Below are 21468 nucleotides of genomic sequence, written 5' to 3' on the forward strand. Positions count from 1 at the left end.
CCGGCCGCACCCTCGCGAGGATGCGGCCGGCTCCTGCCTGCCTGGCCTGCTAACTTGCGCTTCCGGCCTGGGTGGCGGCTGCCGGCCGGTGGCCCTGCTTGGCCAGCTGGATTTGTTCGTAGACGTGGTGGCGCAGTTCGGTGAACCGCGGCAGCGCGCGGGTGTTGAGCTGGTCGCGCTCGTCGGGCAGGTCGATCTGGAGGTCTTCCTGGATGACGGTCGGCGAGGAGGACAGGATGATCACGCGCTGGCCCAGGTAGACCGACTCGTCGATGTCGTGGGTGACGAACAGGACGGTGACGCCCAGTTTCTTCCAGACCGTGCGGATCAGGTCCTCCAGGTCGGCGCGGGTCTGCGCGTCGACGGCGGCGAACGGCTCGTCCATCAGCAGCACCTCGGGCTGGTAGGCCACGGCACGGGCGATGGCCACGCGCTGCTGCATGCCGCCGGAGAGCTGCCACGGGTAGGACTGCGGCACGTGGTCCAAGCCCACGGCCTCCAGGGCGTCGTCCACCAGCTTGTCGCGCTCGGCCTTGCCCATGCCGGCGTTCTTCAGCGGCAGCTCCACGTTTTCGCGCACCCGCATCCAGGGGAACAGCGAGCGGCCGTACTCCTGGAACACCACGGCCATCTTCTTCGGCGGGCCGGTCACCCGGGCGCCGTCCAGCAGCACCTCGCCCTCGGTGGGTGCCAGCAGGCCGGAGATGCATTTGAGCAAGGTGGTCTTGCCGGATCCGGACGGACCGACCAGGCAGGCCAGCTCCCCTGCCCTCAGGTCGAAGGTAAGGTTGCGCACCGCCTCGATGTCGCCGCCGTCGGTGTGGTAGACCTTCTTGACGCCGCGGACCGAGAGCATGGCCTGGCCTTCGGGCAGGGTTTTGCCGGTCGGAACCGGGGTGGTTTCAGGCTGCATTTTCTACCTCTCGCAGGCCGTGGTACCAGCGCAGGATCTTGCGCTCGGTCCATTGGAAGATGAATGACATGGCAACACCGATCAGGCCCAGCACCACGATGCCGGACCACATTTCCGGAATCGCGAAGGAGCGCTGGAACTGCACGATGGTAAAGCCCAGCCCCGACGACGAGGCGAACATTTCGGAGATGACCATCAGGATCAGGCCGATGGACAGGCACTGGCGGACACCGGCCATGATCTGCGGCCCCGCCGAGGGCAGCACGAGGTGGCGCACGCGGGCCACACCGCCGATACCGTAAGTGTGCGCCGAGTCCGAAAGCACCGAGTCGATGGCGCGGACGCCTTCGATGGTGTTCAGCAGAACCGGCCAGATACAGCCGGAGATGATGACCACAATCTTCATCGTGTCGGTGATGCCCATCAGCAGCATCAGTACCGGAATCAGCACCGGCGGCGGGATGGCGCGGAAGAACTCCAGCACCGGCTCGGTGAAATCGCGCAGCCACTTGATCGAGCCGATCAGCAGGCCGGCGACGATGCCCAGGATGATCGCCGCGGCCACCCCGATGAGCAGCCGGCCGATCGAGGGCAGCACGTCGGACAGGAGCCGTTCGCCAAACCAGGTCTCGGCGAACGCGTCGACGAGCAGTGCCGGCGTGGGCACGAAGAAGTTTGCCTCGCCCAGCGTTGAGGCCCACCAGATCAGCACCAGGATGACCGGCAGTGCCAGCGCGTAGGCAATGCTTTTCAGGACTTTCACGCGATCACCTCGGAACGGATCGATTCATGCCAGGACAGGGTCTTGCGCTCAATGAAGCGCATCACCAGGTTGACCAGCACGCCGATCAGCCCGGTGGCCAGCACCAGCGCGTACATGCCAGCGATCGCGCCGCCGGACTGCGCCAGTGCGATTTCCCGGCCCAGGCCCGGCGATCCGATCACCAGTTCGGCCGTGATGGCCAGAATCAGGGCGACCGCTGCGGCCAACCGCACCCCGGTCATCAGGTACGGCAGGGCGGTGGGGAACACCACGTGGCGGACCCGGGCGAACCGGCCCAGGCCGTAGGACTTCGCCGTCTGCATGGCCACGTTGTCCACGTCGGCCACTCCGTAAAGCACCTGGATGAAGACCTGCCAGAAGGATGCGTAGACAATCAGCATCAGCGAGGACTCGATCTTCACGCCGAACAGCAGCACGGCCAGCGGAATAAGCGCCACCGACGGGATGGGCCGCAGGAACTCCACCGTGGAGTTGGTGAACTTCCGCAGGAAGTTCGACGAACCGATAATGAAGCCAAGGACCACGGCCAGCAGTACCGCCATCAGCAGGCCAAGGAACCACGCGAGCATGGTCTCGCCCACCGCCAGCCAGAACGCCGCCAAACCAAAGTCGTTGAAGAGCACGGCCAGCACCTCGGACGCAGGCGGCAGGAAGCGCGCCTCCACAATCCCCACCCGCGGAACCAGTTCCCACACCAGCAGGAACGCAAGGATCCCTGCAAGCCCCAGCAGCTGCTTGGCGGGACGCTTCTTCGACGGGCGCCGGCGGGATCGGCTGGGCGCCGGACCCTTGCTGTCCGTGGTCACCGCGGGGGCGCTCATGAGAGCATCTCCGCCAAGTGCGGCGCCCTATACAGCGCACATTTCATTTCCACTCCTTCTGCCCCGAGGAGAACGGGGATCCAGACCGCCCTGTTCGCTAGCCGAACAAGCGTTCACTAGCTCAAGTGTGGTCGACGCCACTTGGTGACGTCAAACACTCTAGGCCATCGTTACGCAGGCAACACTGCGCGACGGTGTTTAACGCCGGTGAATTGAAATGATCAACGGTTTGTGCTTGGCGGTTCAGCGCTTTCGGCCGAGCAGAAAGTAGGCCAACGGGCCGACGAAATTGAGGAAGGACGCCGCGAACCACACCGGCTTCGGCCCGTTGACCAGGGCGGCCGGGCGCTTCTTTAGGTCCTTGAGTGCGGCCGTCTGCAAAACAAGCTGCAGTCCGGCCATGAGGGCAACGCGTAGCCGTTGTGCCCCGCTCAAATCCTTCAAGGACTTCGTCTTCATGGCTTTCTTCATGGCGGCCTCCCGGTCTGTTCTGGCAGCAGGTGCCTCAAGTGTAGGCGTGCACCGGCCGACCGCGTAGGGGCTCAGCGGTCCCGTTCGTACCGCCACGGCAGCGACCCGGTGGAGAGCCGGTGCCGGGCCCCGGCGGAAGCCGCCGGCCCGGGACCGGGGTAGGCGTCATCGCCCGCCCACACGATGACTTGTCCGCCCGCCGGGCCGTCAATCACGTGGCTCTCATAGTTGAAAGGCTCCGTCGTCCGGGCGGCTTCCAGCGCGTCCGCCACGGTGCCGTAGCGGCCCAGTTCATGCAGTGTCACCCAGGTCGGCGGGACCAGCCGCATCCGGCCGGACTCATGCCGGCGGAGCGCTTCCTGGGGCGGCATCCAGGCGAAGCCGGCCAGCTCGCCGTCGTTGAGCACGATCTCCCCTGCCGGCGCCGCTGCCGCAAAAAACCACGTTTGGAAGCGGCGGACCAAGCTGTGCCGCGGCACCCAGTTCGACAGGTGCACCAGTTCCTGCCCGGCGATCCGCAGTCCGGTCTCTTCGAAGGTTTCGCGCACCCCTGCAACTTTCGCCGCCGCCAGCTGCCTGCCGTGTTCACCCTCGAAGCTGCCGATCCCCGTGCCGCCGGGCGCTTCCGCTTCCGCCGCCAGGTAGTCCCCCGGATCCACCTTTCCGCCGGGGAATACCCATGCCCCGGCAAAGGATCCCCTGCCGGGGCGTTCCAGCATCAGGACTTCCAGTCCCTCCGGGCTATCGCGCAGCAGGATGACTGTTGCCGCCAGCTCCGCTTGGTTCGCCTGCTTGTCCTCCGCTTTATCCACGCCCTTAGCTTAGGACGATGGCTGAAACGTTGGTTTTCGGGCCAACCCTGTCGTGCCTACTTCCGTGACAGCAGCCGCTCAACCCGCGGCTTGACCTCCGTGGCCAGCAGCGTGATGGATTCGATCAGGTGCTCGTGCGGCAGCCCGCCGATGTCGGTCTGCAGGAAGTGGCGCACATGTCCCAGGTATCCGTGCAGGTGGGCAATCCGCTCGGCCACGTCGTCCGGATCGCCGACGTAGTAGGCGCCCGGGGCTTCGGCCTGGGCCAGGAAAGCGCGCTTGTCCGGCGCGGGCCAGCCGCGCAGCCGGCCCATTTCCACGTTGAGGTTGTGCCAGCCGGGGTAAAACCGGTCGAGGGCCTCCTGCTTGCTCGGCGCCACCAACCCGAGGGCGGCTACGGAAACCTTGATCTGCGGACCGCTGTGGCCGGCCTGGGCCGCGGTGCGCCGGTAGAGCTCGGCCAGCGGCGCGAACCGGTGCGGGGCCCCGCCGATAATCCCGTAGGAAACAGGCAGTCCGAGCTGCCCGGCCCGGGCCGAAGACCCGGCGTTGCCGCCGGTGGCCAGCCAGATCGGCAGCGGCCCCGCGGCGGGCCGCGGGACGACGGCCAGGTCCGCGATGGCAGGCCGCCGGGATCCGCTCCACGACACTTCCGGTGCGCGGCTGTTGTTGATGGTCATCAGCAAATCCAGCTTCTGCGCATATAACTCGTCGTAGTCGCCCAGGTCGTAGCCGAACAGCGGAAAGGTCTCCACCGACGAACCGCGGCCGGCGGTGATCTCCACACGGCCGCCGCCGGAGATCGCGTCGGCCGTGGAGAACTGCTGGAACACGCGAACGGGATCATCCGTGGAAATGATGCTGGCGGCGCTCCCGAGCCGGATCTGCTTCGTGGCGGCCGCGGCCGCGGCGACGATCGCGCCCGGCGAGGACGCGGGCATGCTGGTGGTGTGGTGCTCGCCGATCCCGAAGTAATCCAGGCCGGCCTTATCGGCGTGGACGATCGCGTCGAAGAGGTTGCGGATGGCCTCGGACGTCGCCCGCTGGGTGCCGTCCGGATTCAGTTGCGTGTCGCCGAAGCTGTAGGCACCGATTTCCATGTCTTGTCCTGTCCTGCCTGTCGACGCCGTCATGGACGTGCGGGTTCGTTGGCCTCCGCCAAAAGGCCGCGGAGCTGCCCGGCGGTATGGGCCTCGATGAAAATGCGGGTGCCCGGTTGGAAGACGCGGCCGGCGGACAGCGGGCCGGCATCGACCGGGTCATAGCCGAGGCGGTCGATGAATCGGGCGACCAGGGATTTGGCGTCGTCATCGTCGCCGGCAAGAGCCAAGGCCCGACGGTCGGCAGAACCTGGATCGCGGCCGTCCTCTTCGAGTTCCCGGTAGCCGATATGGTTCAGCGTTTTGACCAGGCGCGCGCCCGCCAGGAAATCCTGGATGACTTCGCTGCTGCCGCGCGGGTCGTTCTCGAAGTCGTCGATCACGCCGTCGGTGGGTGCCCAATAGTTCATCGCATCGATCACGGTCTGTCCGGCCAGTATGCCCGGATCCAGGGTGCGGTATCTGTGCAGCGGCACCGCGGCGAGGACCAGGCCCGCCGTCACAACCTCGGCGGCATCCACCGGTTCCGCCCCCGGCGTGATGATTTCCGTCAGCAAGGCGATTTCCGCGGCCGGCTTGGACGTTGCGATCTTCACCCGGTAGCCGGCTTTGAGTGCTTGACGGGCCACGGCGGTGCCCACCCGACCGGCACCCAGGATGCCAATGGTGCCCAGCTCCATACCAACTCCAGTCTGCAAATATGTTGTCTGACAGACTATATTGTGCGCAGATTATCTGTGCAACTTCGCTTGGATGGATATCATGTGAGGCATGACAGGAGAACGAGCCGCCACAGCGGACAGGACGCACAGCCCGGTTCCTGGCGATCTCGGCTGGAACCTCGGCATGGTCCTGCGCGGGTACCAGGAAAAATTCGAGGAGGCCGTCACCGGCATGCCGGAAGGCATCCGCGGCTACCAAATCCTCTCCGCCGTCGTTCATCGGGACCCGCCGAACCAGCAGGCCCTCGGGGCTCACTTGGTCATCGACCGAACCGTGCTGACCTACATCCTGGATAAGCTCGTGGCCGCCCGGCTGGTGGAGCGCGTACCCGCCGCCAACGACCGGCGTGCCCGGAAAATCGTCCCCACCGCGCAAGGACGCGAAGCGCTCGCTGACCTCGAGGTCCGCGTCGCACGTGCCGAGCAGGCCCTGCTCTCCGGCTTGTCGCCGGAGGACGTGCGCCGGCTCTCCACCCTGGTCGAGGTGTTGGCCATGGAGATCCACCGCGCCCAGCCGAACTCCAGCCCGTGCGAGGCGATGGACCACCTGCCCTAAACTCGTCAGCATGTGGATCGGCTGGATTGAGTTCGACCTGCTCCTGGGCGACGTGCATTCACTCAAGGAAAAGCGATCCGTGCTGCGGCCGATCGTCGCCGAGGTACGGAAGCGGTTCGATGTTTCCGTGGCGGAAGTCGGCCAACAGAACCTCTACCGCCGGGCCGAACTGGGCATCGGGCTGGTAGGCGGCGACCGGGCCCATGTGGTCCAGGTGCTGGACGCGGCCGAGAACTACATTGCCTACCGCCCCGGCGTGGACCTGCTCAGCACGCGGCGGAGAATCCACTCCAGCGACGACTGAGTCCGGCAGCGGACCGCTGCATACCTGTCCTGCAGGCAGCTGGTGCGCATCGACCGGCGCGGATATTGGTAGCGTTGGTCACGCCCATGATCCATGCCACATCCGGAGGCTCTGTTGACCACCCCCGCCACCGACGCGCAGTTTTCTACCGTTGAGGAGCTTGTCCGCCACCGCTATGCCTCGGACAAAGCGTCGCAGCATCTTGGCATCGAGGTGCTCGAGGCCGAAGAAGGCCGCGTGGTGATGGCCATGGGCGTGCAGGACTACATGCTGAACGGCCACCACATCCTGCACGGCGGCTACCTGTTTACCCTCGGCGATACGTGCTTCGCGTTCGTTTGTGAGTCGCTGGGCCGGCCGTCGGTCTCCCGTCAGGCCGAGATAACGTACATTGCGCCCGGCGCGGCGGAAGCCCGCCTGGTGGCCACCGGCGTCGAACGCACCCGCTATGGCCGCAACAACATCGTGGATATTTCCATTCACGACCAAGACGGCCAGCACTTGGCCGAAATGCGCGTCTACGGCGTGCTGGTCCCGAAGAAGTAGTTCCGCCCCCGCACCGAAGGAGCATTCCCGATGGCCGTAGTGCCCGCGATGGATCTCAATAACGGCGTCAGCATTCCGCAACTGGGCTTCGGCGTTTTCCAAGTGCCGCCGGCCGAAACCCAGCAGGCGGTCGAAGCTGCCCTTGAAGCAGGCTACCGCCACATCGACACGGCTGCCGCGTACCGGAACGAGTCCGGCGTCGGCGCCGCCATCTCCTCCAGCGGGATCCCGCGCGAGGAACTGTTCATCACCACCAAGCTCCGCAACGGCGAACAGGCCGACGCCCGCCGGGCTTTTGATAACAGCCTGCGCGAACTCGGCTTGGATTTCGTGGACCTGTACTTGATCCACTGGCCGGTGCCCTCGCAGAACCTGTACGTGCAGTCGTGGCAGGCGCTCGAAGAGCTCTACGCCGAAGGCCTCAGCCGGGCCATCGGCGTCTCCAACTTCCTGTCCGAGCATCTGGAGACCCTGCTGGCCGCCGGAGGCATGGTGCCGGCGGTCAACCAGATCGAGATCCACCCGACCTTCCAGCAGCGCGAAGTGGCGGCGCTCAGCCGCCGGCACGGCATCGCCGTCGAAGCCTACAGCCCTCTGGGCCAGGGCGCCGATTTGGAGAGCCGGACGGTCACCGCCATCGCGGCAAAGTATCTGGCGACCCCGGCCCAAGTGGTGCTCGCCTGGCATCTGGCCAACGGCAACATCGTGATCCCCAAGTCCGCCAACCCGGACCGGATAGCGAAAAACCTGACCGCGGCACGGCTCACGCTCGATGCGGAGGACCTGGCCGCGATCACGGCGCTTGACGCCGGCGGTCGCATCGGCGCGGACCCGGCCACGGCCGCCTTCACGCAGCTCTAGAAACGACGGTTGCCGGTGTCCGCGTTGGACACCGGCAACCGTAGGGAACCTGCTGAGCGCTAGAGGCGGAGCGCTAGAGCCGGCGGTACTCGGCCACCATCGGGCAGTCGAAGGGATCCCGGGCCGACAGGCCAACCTTGTTCAGGTACTGGACCACGATGCCGTAGGACTTGGGCAGCGACGTTTCGGTGTACGGGATGCTGTGGTTGGCGCAGTATTCGCGCACGATCTGGGCCGCCTTAGCCAGGTTGGGCCGGGGCATGCTCGGGAACAGGTGGTGCTCCACCTGGTAGTTGAGTCCGCCCATGAGTGCGTTGATGGCGCCGCTTCCCGTGGGGGTGCGGCCAACGATGTTGCGGCTGGTCAGGACCTGGCGGCTGAGGAAGTCCACCTTCGAGTCCTTGGGGATCAGCGGCATGCCCTTGTGGTTCGGCGCGAAGGACGCGCCCATGTAGACGCCGAAAACGGCCAGCTGGACGCCGAGGAACGCGAAGGCGATGCCGGTCGGCAGGAAGACGAAGATGGCCGCGACGTAGAGAGTCAGCCGGGCGAACAGCACGGAGATTTCCCGCTTGCGGCCCTTGACGGGCCCGCGGGCAAACAGCGACTTAATGGAGGTGATGTGCAGGTTGATGCCCTCGAGCATCAGCAGCGGGAAGAACAGGTAGCCCTGCCTGCGGGTGAACCAGGCCATCAGGCCCCGGCGTTCGGCAGCCTGTTCGGGCAGGAAGGAGACGGTGTCCTGCTCGATGTCCGGGTCTTTGCCGATCGTGTTCGGGTTGCCGTGGTGCCGGGTGTGCTTGTTCATCCACCACTGGTAGCTGATCCCCACCACGGCGTTGGCCAGAAACCTTCCGGCACGGTCGTTGGCCGGACCGGTTTCGAAGACCTGCCGGTGGGCGGCCTCATGGGCCAGGAACGCCAGCTGCGTGAACAGGATGCCCAGGGCGCCGGCAATCAACAGCTGGAACCAGCTGTCGCCGAGCAGTACGAATCCGGTGACCGCGCCGGCCAGCCCCAGCACCAGCGCAACAAAGAGGCTGATGTAAAATCCCCTGCGCTTTCGCAGCAGACCTGCATCCCGCACCGTACTCAACAGCTGGGAGTAGCCGCTGGCGGCGGAAGAACCGCGCTTGCTACGGGTAGAAGTTGTCGGGGGAGATACAGATATGCTCATGCAGCCTTCAGTGGATCGGGTCCGGCTTCCCAGCCGTGGTGTAGGGCGAGTGCCCCGTAGATGAAGATCACTTTACGGTAGCAACCTGAACGAGTCCTGAACAGAGGGTGCCGTGGTAGCGCCATTCGGATTCCCGGAAAATGTCCTGTACAGTAGTTCTTGTAGTTGTTGTGTTGCGCATTTGATTTTGAGCAACAGGCCCTTCACCGAAGGGCTTGTGCTTCTCTGAACGGCGGACGAAAAACACCGCTGCAAACGACCCGTGAAGTCCGCGGGGCGTGAAAATACTCGGAGGAGTACAAGAATGGCAACTGGAACCGTCAAGTGGTTTAACTCTGAAAAGGGCTTCGGCTTCATCGCTCCGGACGACGGCTCGGCCGACGTCTTCGCTCACTACTCGGCTATCGAGAACAGTGGCGGATACCGCGAACTGCGTGAAGACCAGAAGGTCGAATTCGAAACCGTGCAGGGCCCCAAGGGCCTGCAGGCTGCCAACATCCGCGGCCTCTAAGACGGCAGCGGCAACGCCGCTCTAGTCTTTCCAATGGAGCCGGTTCCCGTAAGGGAGCCGGCTCCATTGTTTTGCCCGCTGTCTTGCCCTGGCGTTTTGCCCGGCGTTTTGCCCGGCGATTCACTCCCACTGGCAGGAATCGATCATCCGGGGGCAAACTTGAGGCATGCCCTTGACACCAGTGCCCGCCAGTACCGGAACCTTTTTGGCCGACATGCTCCTGCAGATCCTGATGTTCACCGGCATCGCCGTGCTGTGCGTCGGGACGGCGGCGGCCGTGACCGTGTGGCTGGCGATCCGCAGGATCCGGCGCTCCCGCCGGCTCCGGAACGGGCTGCGCCGGGGATCCCTCACCGTCCGCAGTTTCAGCAAGGACGCCGCCGGCCGCCGCCTTGCGCGCCAGCGGCTCGGGTTGCAGCGCTCGACGGAAGCGACGGAGCGGACACTCGCCGCCGCCCGGGCGGAGGGCCGCCCCGTCGGGGAACTTCCGCTGGTGGCGGCCAGGCTTGAGACGGCTTCCCGGTCCCTGGACGAACAACTGAAGTTGGCGGAAGGCGAGCCGGTGCCGGAGGTCAAGCGCTCCCTCGCCGCCAGCTTGGGCGGACGGACCGAACAGCTCACCCGGCTGTCGGGCCAACTGCGGCAACACCTGGTGGAAGCCGGGTACTCTGCCGACGCCGAGCAGCTGGAACTGGCCGGGCGGCATTTGTCCCGGGAGATCGAGGCGCTGCACGCTTGGTCCTCGGCCTACCGCGGTGTCCGCGATGGGCACAGCACTGCTGTCCCGCCACACTCCCGGTCCAGCTTCCCGCCGCGCCGCCAGCCCGCCCCGGCGCAGCGTCGGCCCGATCCCATGAGGAGCTAGCGTGTCCATCAAGCACCGCCTTGGACGCATTATCCGCGCCAACCGCGCGGCCAAAGAGACTCCGGTCGATCCCCTGGCGGCCATCGAGGCCAGCCAGCAGCAACAGTCCGAAGCGGTGGACCAGGCCCGCCGCAGCGTCGCGGACATCGCGGCCGATTGCCGCCGCATCGGGCTGCTGCTGGATGAGGCCAAAGCAGAGCAGGCGTACTGCGACCGCCAAGCCGAAGAGTGCGTGGCCCGCGGCGACGACGACGGGGCCCGCGAGTTCCTGCACCGGAGCATCACAGCGTCGAAGCGGGTGGAAACCCTCGCCCGGCAATATGAGCGCATGGCCGATCAGTGGCGCCGGCTGGACGGGGAGCTCGCCCGCTTGTCCTCGCGGATAGACGAGAGCCGCCTGCGCTACCAAACCCTCCAAGCCCGCCGCAACGTCGCCCAGGCCACGCTCGGCATGCAGCAGGCCGCCTCGGCGGCAGCCGGCAGCGCAACCGGAATGCAGTCCGCTGCCCGGGATGCCGAGCGGGAGACCCGTCGCATCGAGGCCGAGGCGTCCGCCCGCAACGAAATCGCGTGGTCGGACCCGGACTCGCCGCAAGTGCAGGAGGCCTTCGAATGGCTGGAGGCCAGCACGGAAGTTGACGACCAGCTGGGCGCGCTGAAGTCGCGGCGCAACAAGGCGCCGGAAGCCTGATGGCCGCAGCCGCCAGACCCGTCGTCACCGTCCTGTACAAAGACCATCTGCCGCCGGGCATGGAGGACGTGGAGGCCGCCGCGGAGGTGCGTTATGCCACCGCGGACCAACTCGCCGAGGCCTTGGACGGCGCCCACGTGCTGTTCCTCTGGGACTTTTTCTCCCCCGCGCTGGAGGATGCCTGGCATGCCGCCGGCTCGCTGGAATGGATCCACGTGGCCGCCGCCGGCGTGGACAAGCTTTTGTTCCAGGACCTGCGGGATTCAGGCGTGGTGGTTACCAACGCTCGCGGCATTTTCGACCGGCCGATCGCCGAATTCGTCCTCGCCGGAATGCTGGCCTTCGCCAAGGACCTGCCCGGCCTGCTGTCCCTGCAGCGGGGGCGGACCTGGCAGCACCGCGAGACCGAACGCCTGGAGTCCGGCCGAGCGCTCATCGTCGGCGCCGGGGCCATCGGACGCGAAATCGCCCGCGTGCTCAAGGCCCTCGGCCTGCGGGTTGCCGGGGCTGGGCGCACTGCCCGCAGCGGTGACGCCGATTTCGGCGAGGTTTACGCTTCGTCCGAGCTTGCCGCCGTCGTCGGAGACTTCGACTGGGTGGTGATGGTGGCACCGCTGACCGAAGAGACCCGGCACCTCGTCGACGCACCCGTGCTGGAGGCCATGAAGCCGACCGCCCGGCTGGTCAACGTGGGCCGCGGGGCCTGCGTGGACACCGACGCGCTGGTGGCAGCGCTGCAGTCCGGCGCCATCGCCGGAGCCGCCCTGGACGTGTTCGAAACCGAGCCGCTGCCGGCCGACCACGCGCTCTGGACGATGGACAACGTGATCGTCTCGCCGCACCTCAGCGGTGACGCGCGTGGTTGGCTGCCCCAGCTGGCCGGCCAGTTCGCGGACAATTTCGCGCGCTACATCCGGCAGCAACCGCTGGAGAACATGATCGACAAGAAGCTGGGTTTCGCCGCTCCCGCAGGATCATGAACGAACACGCGGGCATCTCCCTCTAGCGCATCTGCTCACCGGTTATGCCGTCAATCAGCACATCAATGCTGGAACCGTCTTCGCGGTCGATTTCGATCTCCCACACCGGCAGGCCGCCCTCATTCCCCAGCGTCACTTCGTCCACGTTGCCTGGTTCTGCCTCCGCCGCGGTCGCAAGGGCCTCGGGCATGGAAACCCTGGTCTGCTCCAACTCTCGGGCATGCTCCGGTTCGGCACCCCCGGATTCCCGCTGCTCAAGCACTTCGCTGCCGTCCGGCGAGACCTGTACCTCGACCTCAGCATCGACGTCGAAGACGTCCACTTCCCAGGCCTGAAGCCGGTCGCTGTAGTCGAGTTCGATCGCGGAACTGCCGTGGACGGCAGTCACCGCGGTTTCGACAGCGGCTATCGCATTGCGTTCACTGGGCATGGCAGATCCGGTGCCGGCAGGGCTGGGGCTGCCGGCCCCGGCTGGGGTTTCGGCCGGCTGGGCCTGGCCCGGTTCGGGCTGGGATATGTCGTCTCCGGTGGCGTCACAGGCCGACACTGTAACGGCCAGCCCGGCAGCCATCGAAAGGGCAGTCAAAGTCTTCCTCAGCTGTTCCATACACCGATTCTCCGCCCCGACAACCGGCTTGGCCATGCCCCGGAGCCTCCGCCGTCGCCCCACCGGTAACCCCGACAACATCGGCTGCTGTCCTAGACTGACATGGAATGCCCCCGAGTGATCAGGAGTACGACCTTGGCCAACAACCCGACGTACCAGAACGTCACGTTCGAATCCGCAGGCACCCAGGCCCACGGCTATCTGGCCGTACCTGAGTCCGGGTCCGGCCCCGGCGTCATCGTCATTCAGGAGTGGTGGGGCCTGGTGGACCACATCCGGGATGTTGCCGACCGCCTGGCCGCCGAAGGTTTCGTCGCGCTGGCACCCGACCTCTACGGCGGACGCATTGCCCACGACGGCAAGGAAGCCGCGGCGATGATGTCCAAGCTGCCGGAACAGGAAGGTGCCCGGCTGCTGGCCGGCGCCGTGGACTACCTGCTGGCCCACGAGGCGGTCACCAGTACCACCGTAGGCGCCATCGGTTTCTGCATGGGCGGCGGCTTTGTGCTGGCGCTGGCCGCACAGCAGGGCGAGCGCATCAGCGCAGCCGTGCCGTTCTACGGCGTCGGCCAGGGCGTGCCCAAATCGTACGAAGGGGTCCGCGCCGCCATCCAGGGCCACTACGGCGAACAGGACTCGTCCTACCCGGTGCAGAAGGCCAAGGCGCAGGAGGAGCAGATCCGCCGCGAGTCCGGCGCGGAAGTGACCTACTACTTCTACGACGCCCCGCACGCCTTCCACAACGACGAGAACCCGCAGGGCAACTACCGTCCCGAGGAGGCCAAGCTGGCTTGGAGCCGCTCCGTGCAGTTCCTCAAGGACAAGGTTAAGTAGCCTCCACAAGTCATAGGACGACGTCGGTGCCCACCTTGGCACCGACGTCGTCCTTTGTGTTGGTGATCGAGTGCCGGAGCGGCTTCCGCCGGCCCGGCCACGGCCCCCGCACGCGGAAGTAGCCCCTCCCCCGGCGGCGTGGCGGTTCGGCCATGTTGTTCTTCCACAGAGGCCGCTACTCTGTTGACCATGAAGCCCGAGGCGGCGTTGGTCGACTGGCTGCTCGACTCCGATCCGGCACTGCGCTGGCAGGTCGAACGGGACCTCGCACACGCGCCCCCTGAACAGTGGACCGCGACCAAGGCGCGCGTGGCTACGGAGGGTTTCGGCGCGCGGCTGCTCGCACACCAGGACCCCGACGGCCAGTGGGCCGGCGGGGCGTACTTCCCCAGCGACTTCGACTTCCAAGGGCCGGAAGCAGCCGAGGGTGCGGGACAGCCGTGGACGGCCACCACGTGGTCGCTCAATTCCCTCCGGGACTGGGGCCTCGACGCCGCCGTGCTGGCCGGCACAGCCGACCTGCTCGCCGCCAACAGCCGCTGGGAATACGAGAACCTGCCGTACTGGGACGGCGAAGTGGACTGCTGCATCAACGCCTTCACCCTGGCCAACGGCGCATGGCTGGGTGCGGAGGTGGGCGGGATCGCCACCTGGTTCATCGAGCACCAATTGCCCGACGGCGGCTGGAACTGCGAGTGGATCGAAGGTTCCACCCGTTCATCGTTCCACTCCACGCTCAACACCTTGAAAGGGCTGCTGTACTACGAGTCCGCCACCGGCGGTTCCGCCGAACTCCGCGCCGCCCGCCACGCCGGCGAGGAGTACCTGCTCGAACGCCGGCTGCTGTACACCCGGTCGACCGGCGAACTCGTCGCCCCGTGGGCCACGCACTTCGCCTATCCGTTCCGCTGGCTGTACAGCGCACTGAATGCCGTGGACTACTTCAGGTCGGCGACCCTCCATGACGGCGCGGCACCCGATCCCCGGCTGGCCGACGCCATGGAGCTCATCGAATCCGCGCGCCAGCCCGACGGAACCTGGCTGCAGGAACGCCGCCACCCCGGCCGCGCCTGGTTCGAGGTCGACGTAGCCCCTGGCGAGCCGTCCAAGTGGCTCACGTTCCACGGCCTGCGCGCCCTGGCGTGGTGGGACGAGGCGGGCGCCCTCCCGCCTGCGTCGGGTTACAGGTCCGAGACCGTGTGGCGCTGATCGCGGCCCCTTCAGACAGACGGAGCGAAGCGAGTGACACCTGGAAGCTCGAGCTCAAGCAATTGCGAGGCGGTGATGCCACCGGATTCCCACCAAGTTGCCGGGTGCAATCACTGTGGCTATCCTTGCCTTATCCACGGGCCTCCCGGTCTAGTCTCTGACCGGTTGTAGATAACGGGTGGACACTTCTTTTTGTTAAGGACTAGGGAGTTCTACATGCATTTAACGCCCCGTGAGCACGAAAAACTCATGATTGTGGTCGCCGCCGACCTGGCCCGAAGGCGCCAGCAGCGCGGCCTTAAACTCAACCATCCCGAAGCGGTCGCCCTGATCACGTACGAGCTGATCGAGGGGGCCCGCGACGGCCGGACGGTCGCGGACCTGATGAGCTACGGGTCCACGATCCTCTCCCGCAGCGACGTTATGGACGGCGTCGCAGAGATGATCGCCGACGTGCAGGTCGAGGCCACCTTCCCCGACGGCACCAAGCTGGTCACCGTCCATAACCCGATCCGCTGAGCCTGAGGAGGAGTACCTATGAAACCGGGAGAATACATCCTGCGCGACGAGCCCATCATCTGCAATGAGGGCGTCGCGACCCGAATCATGAACGTGACCAACCGAGGCGACCGGCCGGTCCAGGTCGGGTCGCACTACCACTTCGCCGAGGTTAATCCGGCGCTGGACATGGACCGGGTCGCGGCGCGCGGCTTCCGGCTGGACATTCCGGCAGGCACGGCCGTGCGTTTCGAACCGGGCGATGCTCGCAGCGTGCACCTGGTGGAAATCGCCGGGAACCGCGAGGTCCATGGCTTCCGAAACCACGTGAACGGGTCGCTGGGCGCCAGCGTCCCCCCGGGCTACACCGAAGCCATCGGAGGCACCGCCGGCATCAACGCGGAGGCCGAGCCCGAACTGGCGGCCGAATACGCCATTGATCTGCCCAACGTTGGCTTCGAGGGGGCCGGCTTCCACACCACGTACGGCCTGGACCCGGTCGACGAATCGCGCGGACCGAAGGCCCGCGGCGCCGGCAAGAAGCCGGGCCGTGGCGAGGCCGCCGAGAAGACCGACGACGGTGCTGCCATCGGGAAGACCAACGGCGGCGGGGAGGAGCAGCGATGAGTTTCGAGATGAAACGCAGGCACTATGCCGAGATGTACGGGCCGACCACCGGCGATGCGATCCGGCTCGCAGACACCGACCTGCTGCTGGAGATCGAGCACGACTACACCCGCTACGGAGAGGAAGTGGTCTTCGGCGGCGGGAAAGTGATCCGGGACGGCATGGGCCAGAATGGACAGCGGACGCGCGACCAGGACATTCCGGACACGGTCATCACGAACGTCGTGGTGCTGGACTACAGCGGGATCTACAAGGCCGACGTCGCGCTGCGCGACGGACACATCTTCAAGATCGGCAAGGCCGGCAACCCGGACATCTCCGCCGGCGTCGACATCACCATCGGTGCCGCGACGGACGTGATCGCCGGGGAGCACAAGATCCTCACCGCGGGCGGCATCGACACCCACGTGCACTTCATCAGCCCCGACCAGGTGCCGGTTGCCCTGGCGAACGGCGTCACCACACTGATCGGCGGCGGCGCCGGGCCGTCGGATGCCTCCAAGGCGACGACCGTGACGCCGGGACCGTGGCACATCGGCCGGATGTTGCAGGCGGTCGACGATCTGCCGGTCAACATCGGGCTGCTTGCCAAGGGCCACGCCAGCGCGCGCGGTCCGCTGGCCGAACAGATCCGGGCCGGTGCCATCGGCTTCAAGGTGCACGAGGACTGGGGCGCCACCACCTCCTCCATTGACATGTCGCTGCGGATCGCCGACGAGTTCGATGTGCAGGTCGCCATCCACGCGGACACGCTCAACGAGTGCGGTTTCGTGGAGGACACCATCCGCGTCATCGACGGTCGGGTGATCCACACCTTCCACACCGAAGGCGCCGGCGGCGGGCACGCCCCGGACATTATCCGCGTCGCCGGGCTGCCGAACGTCCTGCCCGCTTCGACCAACCCGACCCTGCCCTACACCACCAACACGCTCGACGAGCATCTGGACATGCTCATGGTCGCCCACCACCTGAACCCGGACATCCCCGAGGACGTAGCCTTCGCCGACTCCAGGATCCGCAAGGAGACCATCGCCGCCGAAGACGTGCTGCACGATCTCGGCGTCTTCTCGATCACCAGCTCGGACGCCCAGGCCATGGGCCGCGTCGGCGAGATGGTGCTGCGGACCTGGCAGGTGGCGGATGCGATGAAGCGCCAGCGCGGCAAGTTTGAGCAAGACCCGGAAATTGGCGACAACTTCCGGCTCAAGCGCTACGTCGCCAAGTACACCATCAACCCCGCGCTGGCCCACGGCATCGCCGACTCCGTCGGCAGCGTCGAGGTGGGCAAATTCGCCGACCTGGTGCTTTGGGATCCGGCCTTCTTCGGCGTCAAACCGGAGATGGTGATCAAGGGCGGACAGATCGTCCAGTCGATCATGGGCGACGCCAACGGTTCAATTCCCACCCCGCAACCACGGGCCCTGCGGCGGAACTTCGGGGCGTTGGGCAACGCAGTGCACTCATCCTCGATCACGTTCATGCCGAAGATCGCCATCGACGAAGGCATCCCGGACCGGTTGAATCTGCGCCGGACCATCCGGGCAGCGCACGGCATCCGCACCCTGACCAAGGCCGACCTGAAGTACAACGGGGAGACCCCGGATATCCAGGTCGACCCGCAAACCTACACCGTCACGGTGAACGGTGAGGTAGCGACCTGCGAGCCCTCGAGCGTGCTGCCGATGGCCCAGCGCTACTTCCTGTTCTAGACCGAGCCATACCCGAAAGGACGTAGTCAATGATTGTTGAGCGCGTCATCGCCAACCGGCACGATCTTCCCAACACGGAGCTTGCCGGCCTGCACGAGGAGAAGGTAGCGCTTCCCAGCAGCGAACTGGTCAAGCGCGTCCAGCGCGTCACCACCGATCACGGCCGCGAAATCGGCATCCGGCTGGCCACGCCGGGCGACCTGCGCGACGGCGACATCCTGTTCCGCGACGAGTCGAACGTCATCGTCGTCAGCGTCCTGCCCACGGACGTCCTGGTCATCGCCCCGCGCACCATCCGGGAGATGGGCGTGGTGGCCCACAGCCTGGGCAACCGGCACCTGCAGGCGCAATTTTTCGACGCCGGAAGCGACTACCGCGCGGAGGTCATGGTGGTGCAGTACGACCACACCGTCGAAGACTACCTGCAGCACATGCGGGTGCCCTACTCCCGGCAGGAACGGGTCATGCCCGTGCCGTTTCGACATGCCGAACACACGCACTGAGGCACCCGGCCGCCACCCGTCGTCGTACCTGTTGCCCCTGCTGCAGCTGGCCGACTCTGCCCTGCCCACCGGCGCCTTCAGCCACTCGTTCGGGCTCGAGACGTTTCTGGAACGCGGGCTGGTCCGCGACGAGAAGACCTTCGCGGTCTGGCTCGGCCAGTTCATCCACAGCCAGCTGACCTACAGCGACGGCCTCGCCATCCGGCTGGCCCTGGAAGCCCGCTCGACGGCTGAACTGCGTGAGCTGGACGCGATGCTGGCAGCGCAGGCCCTGCCGCGGCAGGTGCGCGAGGCCGGCGTGAAGATGGGCGCGCGGATGCTCCAGATCGCCTCGGTGATCCTCGATAGCGACGAGATCGAGCAGTACCGCGAGGACGTCGCGAGCGGCGCCTGCAGCGGACACCCGGCGCTGGCGTTCGCCCTCGCCGGGCGAAGCCTGCAGGTTCCGCTGCCGGAGCTGCTGGGCACCTACCTGTTTTCGACGGCGACCTCGCTGACGCAGAACGCCATCCGCGGCATCCCGATCGGCCAGGACGCCGGCCAGCGGGTGCTGCGCCAGATCCATCCGGAGATCACCGCGGCCACGGCCAGGATCTCCGGACTGGACCGCAGCGACTTCGGCGCCGCCGCACCTGGGCTGGAGATCGCCCAAATGCGCCACGAGCGGCAGCGGGCCCGCATGTTCATGTCCTGACCCGCCGTCGCGCACCGCAAGACCCGGCCGCCCAGCGGCCGGCCCACGGAACAAGGAGTAAGACAATGGAACCCATCAAGATTGGTATCGGCGGCCCCGTCGGTGCCGGCAAGACCCAGCTGGTCGAACGCCTGACCCGGCACCTGTCCGGCGAGATCTCCATGGCCGCCATCACCAACGACATCTACACAATCGAGGACGCCAAGATCCTGGCCGCAAACGGCGTGCTGCCGCTGGACCGGATCATCGGCATCGAAACCGGCGGCTGCCCGCACACAGCCATCCGCGAGGACACCTCAATGAACTCCGCCGCCGTGGAGGAATTGAAGAACCGGCACCCGGACCTGCAGGTCGTGTTCATCGAAAGCGGGGGCGACAACCTCTCGGCGACGTTTAGCCCGGAACTGGTGGACTTCTCCATCTACATCATCGACGTGGCGCAGGGCGAGAAGATTCCCCGCAAGGCCGGCCAGGGCATGATCAAGTCGGACCTGTTCATCATCAACAAGACCGACTTGGCGCCGCACGTGGGTGCCGACCTGTCGGTGATGGAGTCCGACTCGAAGGAATTCCGCGGAGACAAGCCGTTCTGCTTCACCAACCTGAAGACGGACGAGGGCCTGGATAAGGTCATCGAATGGCTCCGCCGCGACGTGTTGATGCAGGACCTGGCGCAATGAGCGCGGCCCGGCCGGTGGGCGTGCAGCTGCCGACCGGTGAGCTGCGCCTGACCGTTGGCCAGCGCGGCGGCCGCGGCGTCGCCACCTCGCAATACCACCAGGGCGCGCTGCGCGTCATCCGCCCGCACTACCTGGACGCCTCCGCGCAGGTCGCCTACACGATCGTCAACCCGGGCGGCGGCTATCTGGGAGGGGACGTCTACGACGTCGACATTAAGGTCGAGGACCAAGCCCGTCTGTTGCTGACCACCCAGTCCGCCACCAAGATCTACCGGACGCCGGGCGATCCGGCCGTGCAGCACACCCGGTTCCGGCTCGGCCCCGGCGCCAGCCTGGAGTACCTGCCGGACCAGCTCATCGCGTACCGGGAGGCTACCTACCGCCAGGAGACCGTCGTCGAACTCGCCGCGGACTCCTCCCTGGTGATGTGCGATGTGGTCACTCCCGGCTGGTCCCCGGACGGCCGGCCCTTCCGGTACGAGGAGGTGCGCATCCGCAACGACATCTACCGCGACGGCCGCCTGCTCGCGCTGGACAACCTGCTGATCCGCCCCGGCGATCCGGACGCGCCGCTGTCCAGCATGCTCTTCCTTGAGGACTACTCGCACCTGGGCTCGATGCTCGCGGTCGACCCCCGGGTGGACGGTGACCTGGTCCGCGAGTTGCAGGACCTGTTGGCCCCCATGGATCCCGGCGGACAGCTCGGCCTGTCGCTGCTGAACGGCCCCGGCTTCGCCCTGCGCGCCCTGTCCCGCAGCACCGACACGCTGAACGCCATGCTGCACGCAGCCGTCGACCTGCTCCGCCACCGCTGGTTCGGCCAGCAACCACTGAATCTTCGCAAGTACTGACCCGGCGCCGGACGCCAGCCACCCTGAATCCGGCCCGGCCCCAAAGGAGACAAAGTATGAACGCACAGCCGTTCCCCCTCGCTTCCAGCTACCTTGAGCGGGAAAAACTGCCGGCCTCGCGCCGGATCGCCGCCACCTTCGGCGCCGTCGCCCTGCTGCACGTGCTCTGCCTCGGCCTGCTCGCCTACTCGTTCGCAACCGACACGCACCCGCTGGCCATCGGCCTGTTCTTCACCGCTTACCTGGCCGGCGTCAAGCACAGCTACGACTGTGACCACATCGCCGCCATCGACAACTCCAGCCGCAAATTCGCCGCCCAGGGCCGCTCGCCGGTCAGCGTCGGCTTCGCCTTCAGCCTCGGGCACAGCACCATCGTGCTGCTGGCCGGCATTCTCGTGGTCAGCGGCGCCACCATCATGGCCTCGGCTTTGGAGGAAGGCTCCACCGTCAACACCGTGCTCGGCCTGATCGGCGCAGCCGTCTCGGCCACCTTCCTGCTTGTTATCGGCGTCTTCAACGGCGCCGCCTTCCGCCGCACCGCCCGGCTCTACCGGCACGTGCGCGACGGCGGACACGTCACCGCGCAGGAGCTGCGCCCGCAGGGCCTGGTCGCCCGGCTGCTGGACAAGCCGCTGTCCCGGATCAACCGCCCGCGGGACATCTACGTGCTTGGCTTCCTGTTCGGCCTCGGCTTCGACACCGCCACCACCATCGCCTTCCTGCTCCTGACCGCCTCCGCCGCCCTCGCCGGCGTCTCGCCCCTGGCCCTGATGGCCCTGCCCCTGGGCTTCACCGCCGCCATGACGCTGTGCGATACAGCCAACGGCATGGCCATGATGAAGATGTACCGCACCGCCATCCTGGACCCGCAGAAGAAGATCGGCTTCAACATGGTCATCACCGGCCTCTCCTCCTGCTCCGCGCTCTTCATCGCCGTGCTGACCGTCGGCGGCATCCTGCATGAAGCCGGCCTGAAGGATCCGATAACCCGTTGGCTGGGCGCGCTCGACCTCGGCCACGCCGGCCTGCTGCTGGTCGCCGTCTTCCTCGCCACCTGGGGCATCGCCACCCTCGGCTGGCGCCGCCGGGCCGTGCCGGCCTGACCAAGGCGGCCTGGAAGCGGCCCCAGCCGGCGTAAAACT

Annotated in this window: 27 protein-coding genes and 1 pseudogene; 18 read left to right on the forward strand and 10 right to left on the reverse strand. The window is 66.6% G+C overall.

Translation table 11 applies throughout. The features are described from left to right. Positions 1-49: 49 nt before the first annotated feature. The 7 genes from AC5RVD_RS02135 to AC5RVD_RS02165 all read right to left on the reverse strand — a co-directional run bounded on the left by AC5RVD_RS02135 (position 50) and on the right by AC5RVD_RS02165 (position 5581). A complete protein-coding gene (locus AC5RVD_RS02135; protein WP_493989807.1) occupies positions 50-913 on the reverse strand; it encodes an ABC transporter ATP-binding protein in 864 nt (287 codons plus the stop codon). Further along, the gene (locus AC5RVD_RS02140) at positions 903-1676 is read right to left on the reverse strand and encodes an ABC transporter permease (protein WP_494125802.1); all 774 of its coding nucleotides are present in this window, start codon (positions 1674-1676) and stop codon (positions 903-905) included. Before AC5RVD_RS02140 ends, AC5RVD_RS02135 begins: the two co-directional genes overlap by 11 nt. Next, the gene (locus AC5RVD_RS02145) at positions 1673-2518 is read right to left on the reverse strand and encodes an ABC transporter permease (RefSeq protein WP_494125803.1); all 846 of its coding nucleotides are present in this window, start codon (positions 2516-2518) and stop codon (positions 1673-1675) included. The genes AC5RVD_RS02140 and AC5RVD_RS02145 overlap by 4 nt, the downstream gene beginning before the upstream one ends. Positions 2519-2761: 243 nt before the next feature. Beyond that, entirely contained in the window at positions 2762-2989 is a 228-nt protein-coding gene (locus tag AC5RVD_RS02150) for a PLDc N-terminal domain-containing protein (RefSeq protein WP_494112622.1), read from the reverse strand. A 71-nt stretch (positions 2990-3060) separates the two neighbouring features. Further along, on the reverse strand, positions 3061-3801 hold the full coding sequence (locus AC5RVD_RS02155) for an NUDIX hydrolase (protein ID WP_494125804.1): 741 nt from the start codon (positions 3799-3801) through the stop codon (positions 3061-3063). Positions 3802-3857: 56 nt separating this feature from the next. After that, on the reverse strand, positions 3858-4901 hold the full coding sequence (locus tag AC5RVD_RS02160) for an LLM class flavin-dependent oxidoreductase (RefSeq protein ID WP_494125805.1): 1044 nt from the start codon (positions 4899-4901) through the stop codon (positions 3858-3860). Between the two features lie 29 nt (positions 4902-4930). Further along, complete coding sequence (locus AC5RVD_RS02165; RefSeq protein ID WP_494125806.1) at positions 4931-5581, reverse strand: NADPH-dependent F420 reductase; 651 nt, start codon at positions 5579-5581, stop codon at positions 4931-4933. A gap of 91 nt (positions 5582-5672) precedes the next feature. On the opposite strand from AC5RVD_RS02165, the gene AC5RVD_RS02170 reads away from it, so the two are divergent. From AC5RVD_RS02170 to AC5RVD_RS02185, 4 genes are all read left to right on the forward strand, one after another. Then, a complete protein-coding gene (locus AC5RVD_RS02170) occupies positions 5673-6179 on the forward strand; it encodes a MarR family winged helix-turn-helix transcriptional regulator (RefSeq protein WP_494112618.1) in 507 nt (168 codons plus the stop codon). A gap of 10 nt (positions 6180-6189) precedes the next feature. Then, a complete protein-coding gene (locus tag AC5RVD_RS02175; protein WP_494112617.1) occupies positions 6190-6483 on the forward strand; it encodes a DUF503 domain-containing protein in 294 nt (97 codons plus the stop codon). Between the two features lie 114 nt (positions 6484-6597). Continuing rightward, positions 6598-7029 (forward strand): hotdog fold thioesterase, encoded by a 432-nt coding sequence (locus tag AC5RVD_RS02180; RefSeq protein WP_494112616.1) that lies wholly within the window; start codon positions 6598-6600, stop codon positions 7027-7029. A gap of 30 nt (positions 7030-7059) precedes the next feature. Further along, positions 7060-7890 (forward strand): aldo/keto reductase, encoded by an 831-nt coding sequence (locus AC5RVD_RS02185; RefSeq protein ID WP_494125807.1) that lies wholly within the window; start codon positions 7060-7062, stop codon positions 7888-7890. Between the two features lie 73 nt (positions 7891-7963). Here the strand turns inward: AC5RVD_RS02185 and AC5RVD_RS02190 are convergent, their stop codons facing one another. Further along, positions 7964-9067 (reverse strand): fatty acid desaturase family protein, encoded by a 1104-nt coding sequence (locus AC5RVD_RS02190; protein ID WP_494112614.1) that lies wholly within the window; start codon positions 9065-9067, stop codon positions 7964-7966. A gap of 304 nt (positions 9068-9371) precedes the next feature. Here AC5RVD_RS02190 and AC5RVD_RS02195 point away from each other — a divergent pair, with 304 nt between their 5' ends. From AC5RVD_RS02195 to AC5RVD_RS02210, 4 genes are all read left to right on the forward strand, one after another. After that, positions 9372-9578, forward strand: a complete 207-nt coding sequence (locus AC5RVD_RS02195) for a cold-shock protein (protein ID WP_127512299.1) — start codon at positions 9372-9374, stop codon at positions 9576-9578. A 166-nt stretch (positions 9579-9744) separates the two neighbouring features. Next, complete coding sequence (locus AC5RVD_RS02200) at positions 9745-10443, forward strand: hypothetical protein (protein ID WP_494125808.1); 699 nt, start codon at positions 9745-9747, stop codon at positions 10441-10443. 1 nt (position 10444) lies between these two features. Next, positions 10445-11134 carry a PspA/IM30 family protein gene (locus AC5RVD_RS02205; protein WP_494112612.1) on the forward strand — a complete coding sequence of 230 codons (690 nt, stop codon included), beginning with the start codon at positions 10445-10447 and terminating at the stop codon, positions 11132-11134. After that, positions 11134-12114 (forward strand): D-2-hydroxyacid dehydrogenase, encoded by a 981-nt coding sequence (locus tag AC5RVD_RS02210; RefSeq protein WP_494125809.1) that lies wholly within the window; start codon positions 11134-11136, stop codon positions 12112-12114. Before AC5RVD_RS02205 ends, AC5RVD_RS02210 begins: the two co-directional genes overlap by 1 nt. A gap of 22 nt (positions 12115-12136) precedes the next feature. Here the strand turns inward: AC5RVD_RS02210 and AC5RVD_RS02215 are convergent, their stop codons facing one another. After that, complete coding sequence (locus AC5RVD_RS02215) at positions 12137-12721, reverse strand: PepSY domain-containing protein (protein ID WP_494125810.1); 585 nt, start codon at positions 12719-12721, stop codon at positions 12137-12139. A 102-nt stretch (positions 12722-12823) separates the two neighbouring features. Here AC5RVD_RS02215 and AC5RVD_RS02220 point away from each other — a divergent pair, with 102 nt between their 5' ends. After that, positions 12824-13555 carry a dienelactone hydrolase family protein gene (locus tag AC5RVD_RS02220; RefSeq protein WP_494125811.1) on the forward strand — a complete coding sequence of 244 codons (732 nt, stop codon included), beginning with the start codon at positions 12824-12826 and terminating at the stop codon, positions 13553-13555. A gap of 10 nt (positions 13556-13565) precedes the next feature. On the opposite strand, the gene AC5RVD_RS02225 is transcribed toward AC5RVD_RS02220, so the two are convergent. Continuing rightward, positions 13566-13709 carry a hypothetical protein gene (locus AC5RVD_RS02225; protein WP_494125812.1) on the reverse strand — a complete coding sequence of 48 codons (144 nt, stop codon included), beginning with the start codon at positions 13707-13709 and terminating at the stop codon, positions 13566-13568. 35 nt (positions 13710-13744) lie between these two features. Between AC5RVD_RS02225 and AC5RVD_RS02230 the strand changes: the two genes are divergently transcribed. From AC5RVD_RS02230 to AC5RVD_RS02270, 9 genes and pseudogenes are all read left to right on the forward strand, one after another. Next, positions 13745-14764 (forward strand): squalene cyclase, encoded by a 1020-nt coding sequence (locus AC5RVD_RS02230; protein WP_494125813.1) that lies wholly within the window; start codon positions 13745-13747, stop codon positions 14762-14764. Between the two features lie 216 nt (positions 14765-14980). Next, the gene (locus AC5RVD_RS02235) at positions 14981-15283 is read left to right on the forward strand and encodes an urease subunit gamma (RefSeq protein ID WP_493989825.1); all 303 of its coding nucleotides are present in this window, start codon (positions 14981-14983) and stop codon (positions 15281-15283) included. Positions 15284-15301: 18 nt separating this feature from the next. Then, positions 15302-15736, forward strand: a pseudogene (locus AC5RVD_RS02240) (urease subunit beta); the annotation flags it as partial. 149 nt (positions 15737-15885) lie between these two features. After that, complete coding sequence (gene ureC / locus AC5RVD_RS02245) at positions 15886-17598, forward strand: urease subunit alpha (RefSeq protein ID WP_494125814.1); 1713 nt, start codon at positions 15886-15888, stop codon at positions 17596-17598. Between the two features lie 29 nt (positions 17599-17627). Then, the gene (gene ureE / locus AC5RVD_RS02250) at positions 17628-18101 is read left to right on the forward strand and encodes an urease accessory protein UreE (protein WP_494112388.1); all 474 of its coding nucleotides are present in this window, start codon (positions 17628-17630) and stop codon (positions 18099-18101) included. Then, entirely contained in the window at positions 18082-18795 is a 714-nt protein-coding gene (locus AC5RVD_RS02255) for an urease accessory protein UreF (protein ID WP_494125815.1), read from the forward strand. The genes ureE and AC5RVD_RS02255 overlap by 20 nt, the downstream gene beginning before the upstream one ends. A 65-nt stretch (positions 18796-18860) precedes the next feature. After that, on the forward strand, positions 18861-19475 hold the full coding sequence (gene ureG / locus AC5RVD_RS02260; RefSeq protein WP_493940768.1) for an urease accessory protein UreG: 615 nt from the start codon (positions 18861-18863) through the stop codon (positions 19473-19475). Further along, positions 19472-20326 carry an urease accessory protein UreD gene (locus AC5RVD_RS02265; protein ID WP_494125816.1) on the forward strand — a complete coding sequence of 285 codons (855 nt, stop codon included), beginning with the start codon at positions 19472-19474 and terminating at the stop codon, positions 20324-20326. The genes ureG and AC5RVD_RS02265 overlap by 4 nt, the downstream gene beginning before the upstream one ends. A gap of 56 nt (positions 20327-20382) precedes the next feature. Further along, complete coding sequence (locus AC5RVD_RS02270) at positions 20383-21429, forward strand: HoxN/HupN/NixA family nickel/cobalt transporter (protein ID WP_494125817.1); 1047 nt, start codon at positions 20383-20385, stop codon at positions 21427-21429. Positions 21430-21468: the final 39 nt, after the last annotated feature.

It is taken from the genome of Arthrobacter sp. THG-b23, assembly GCF_059091265.1.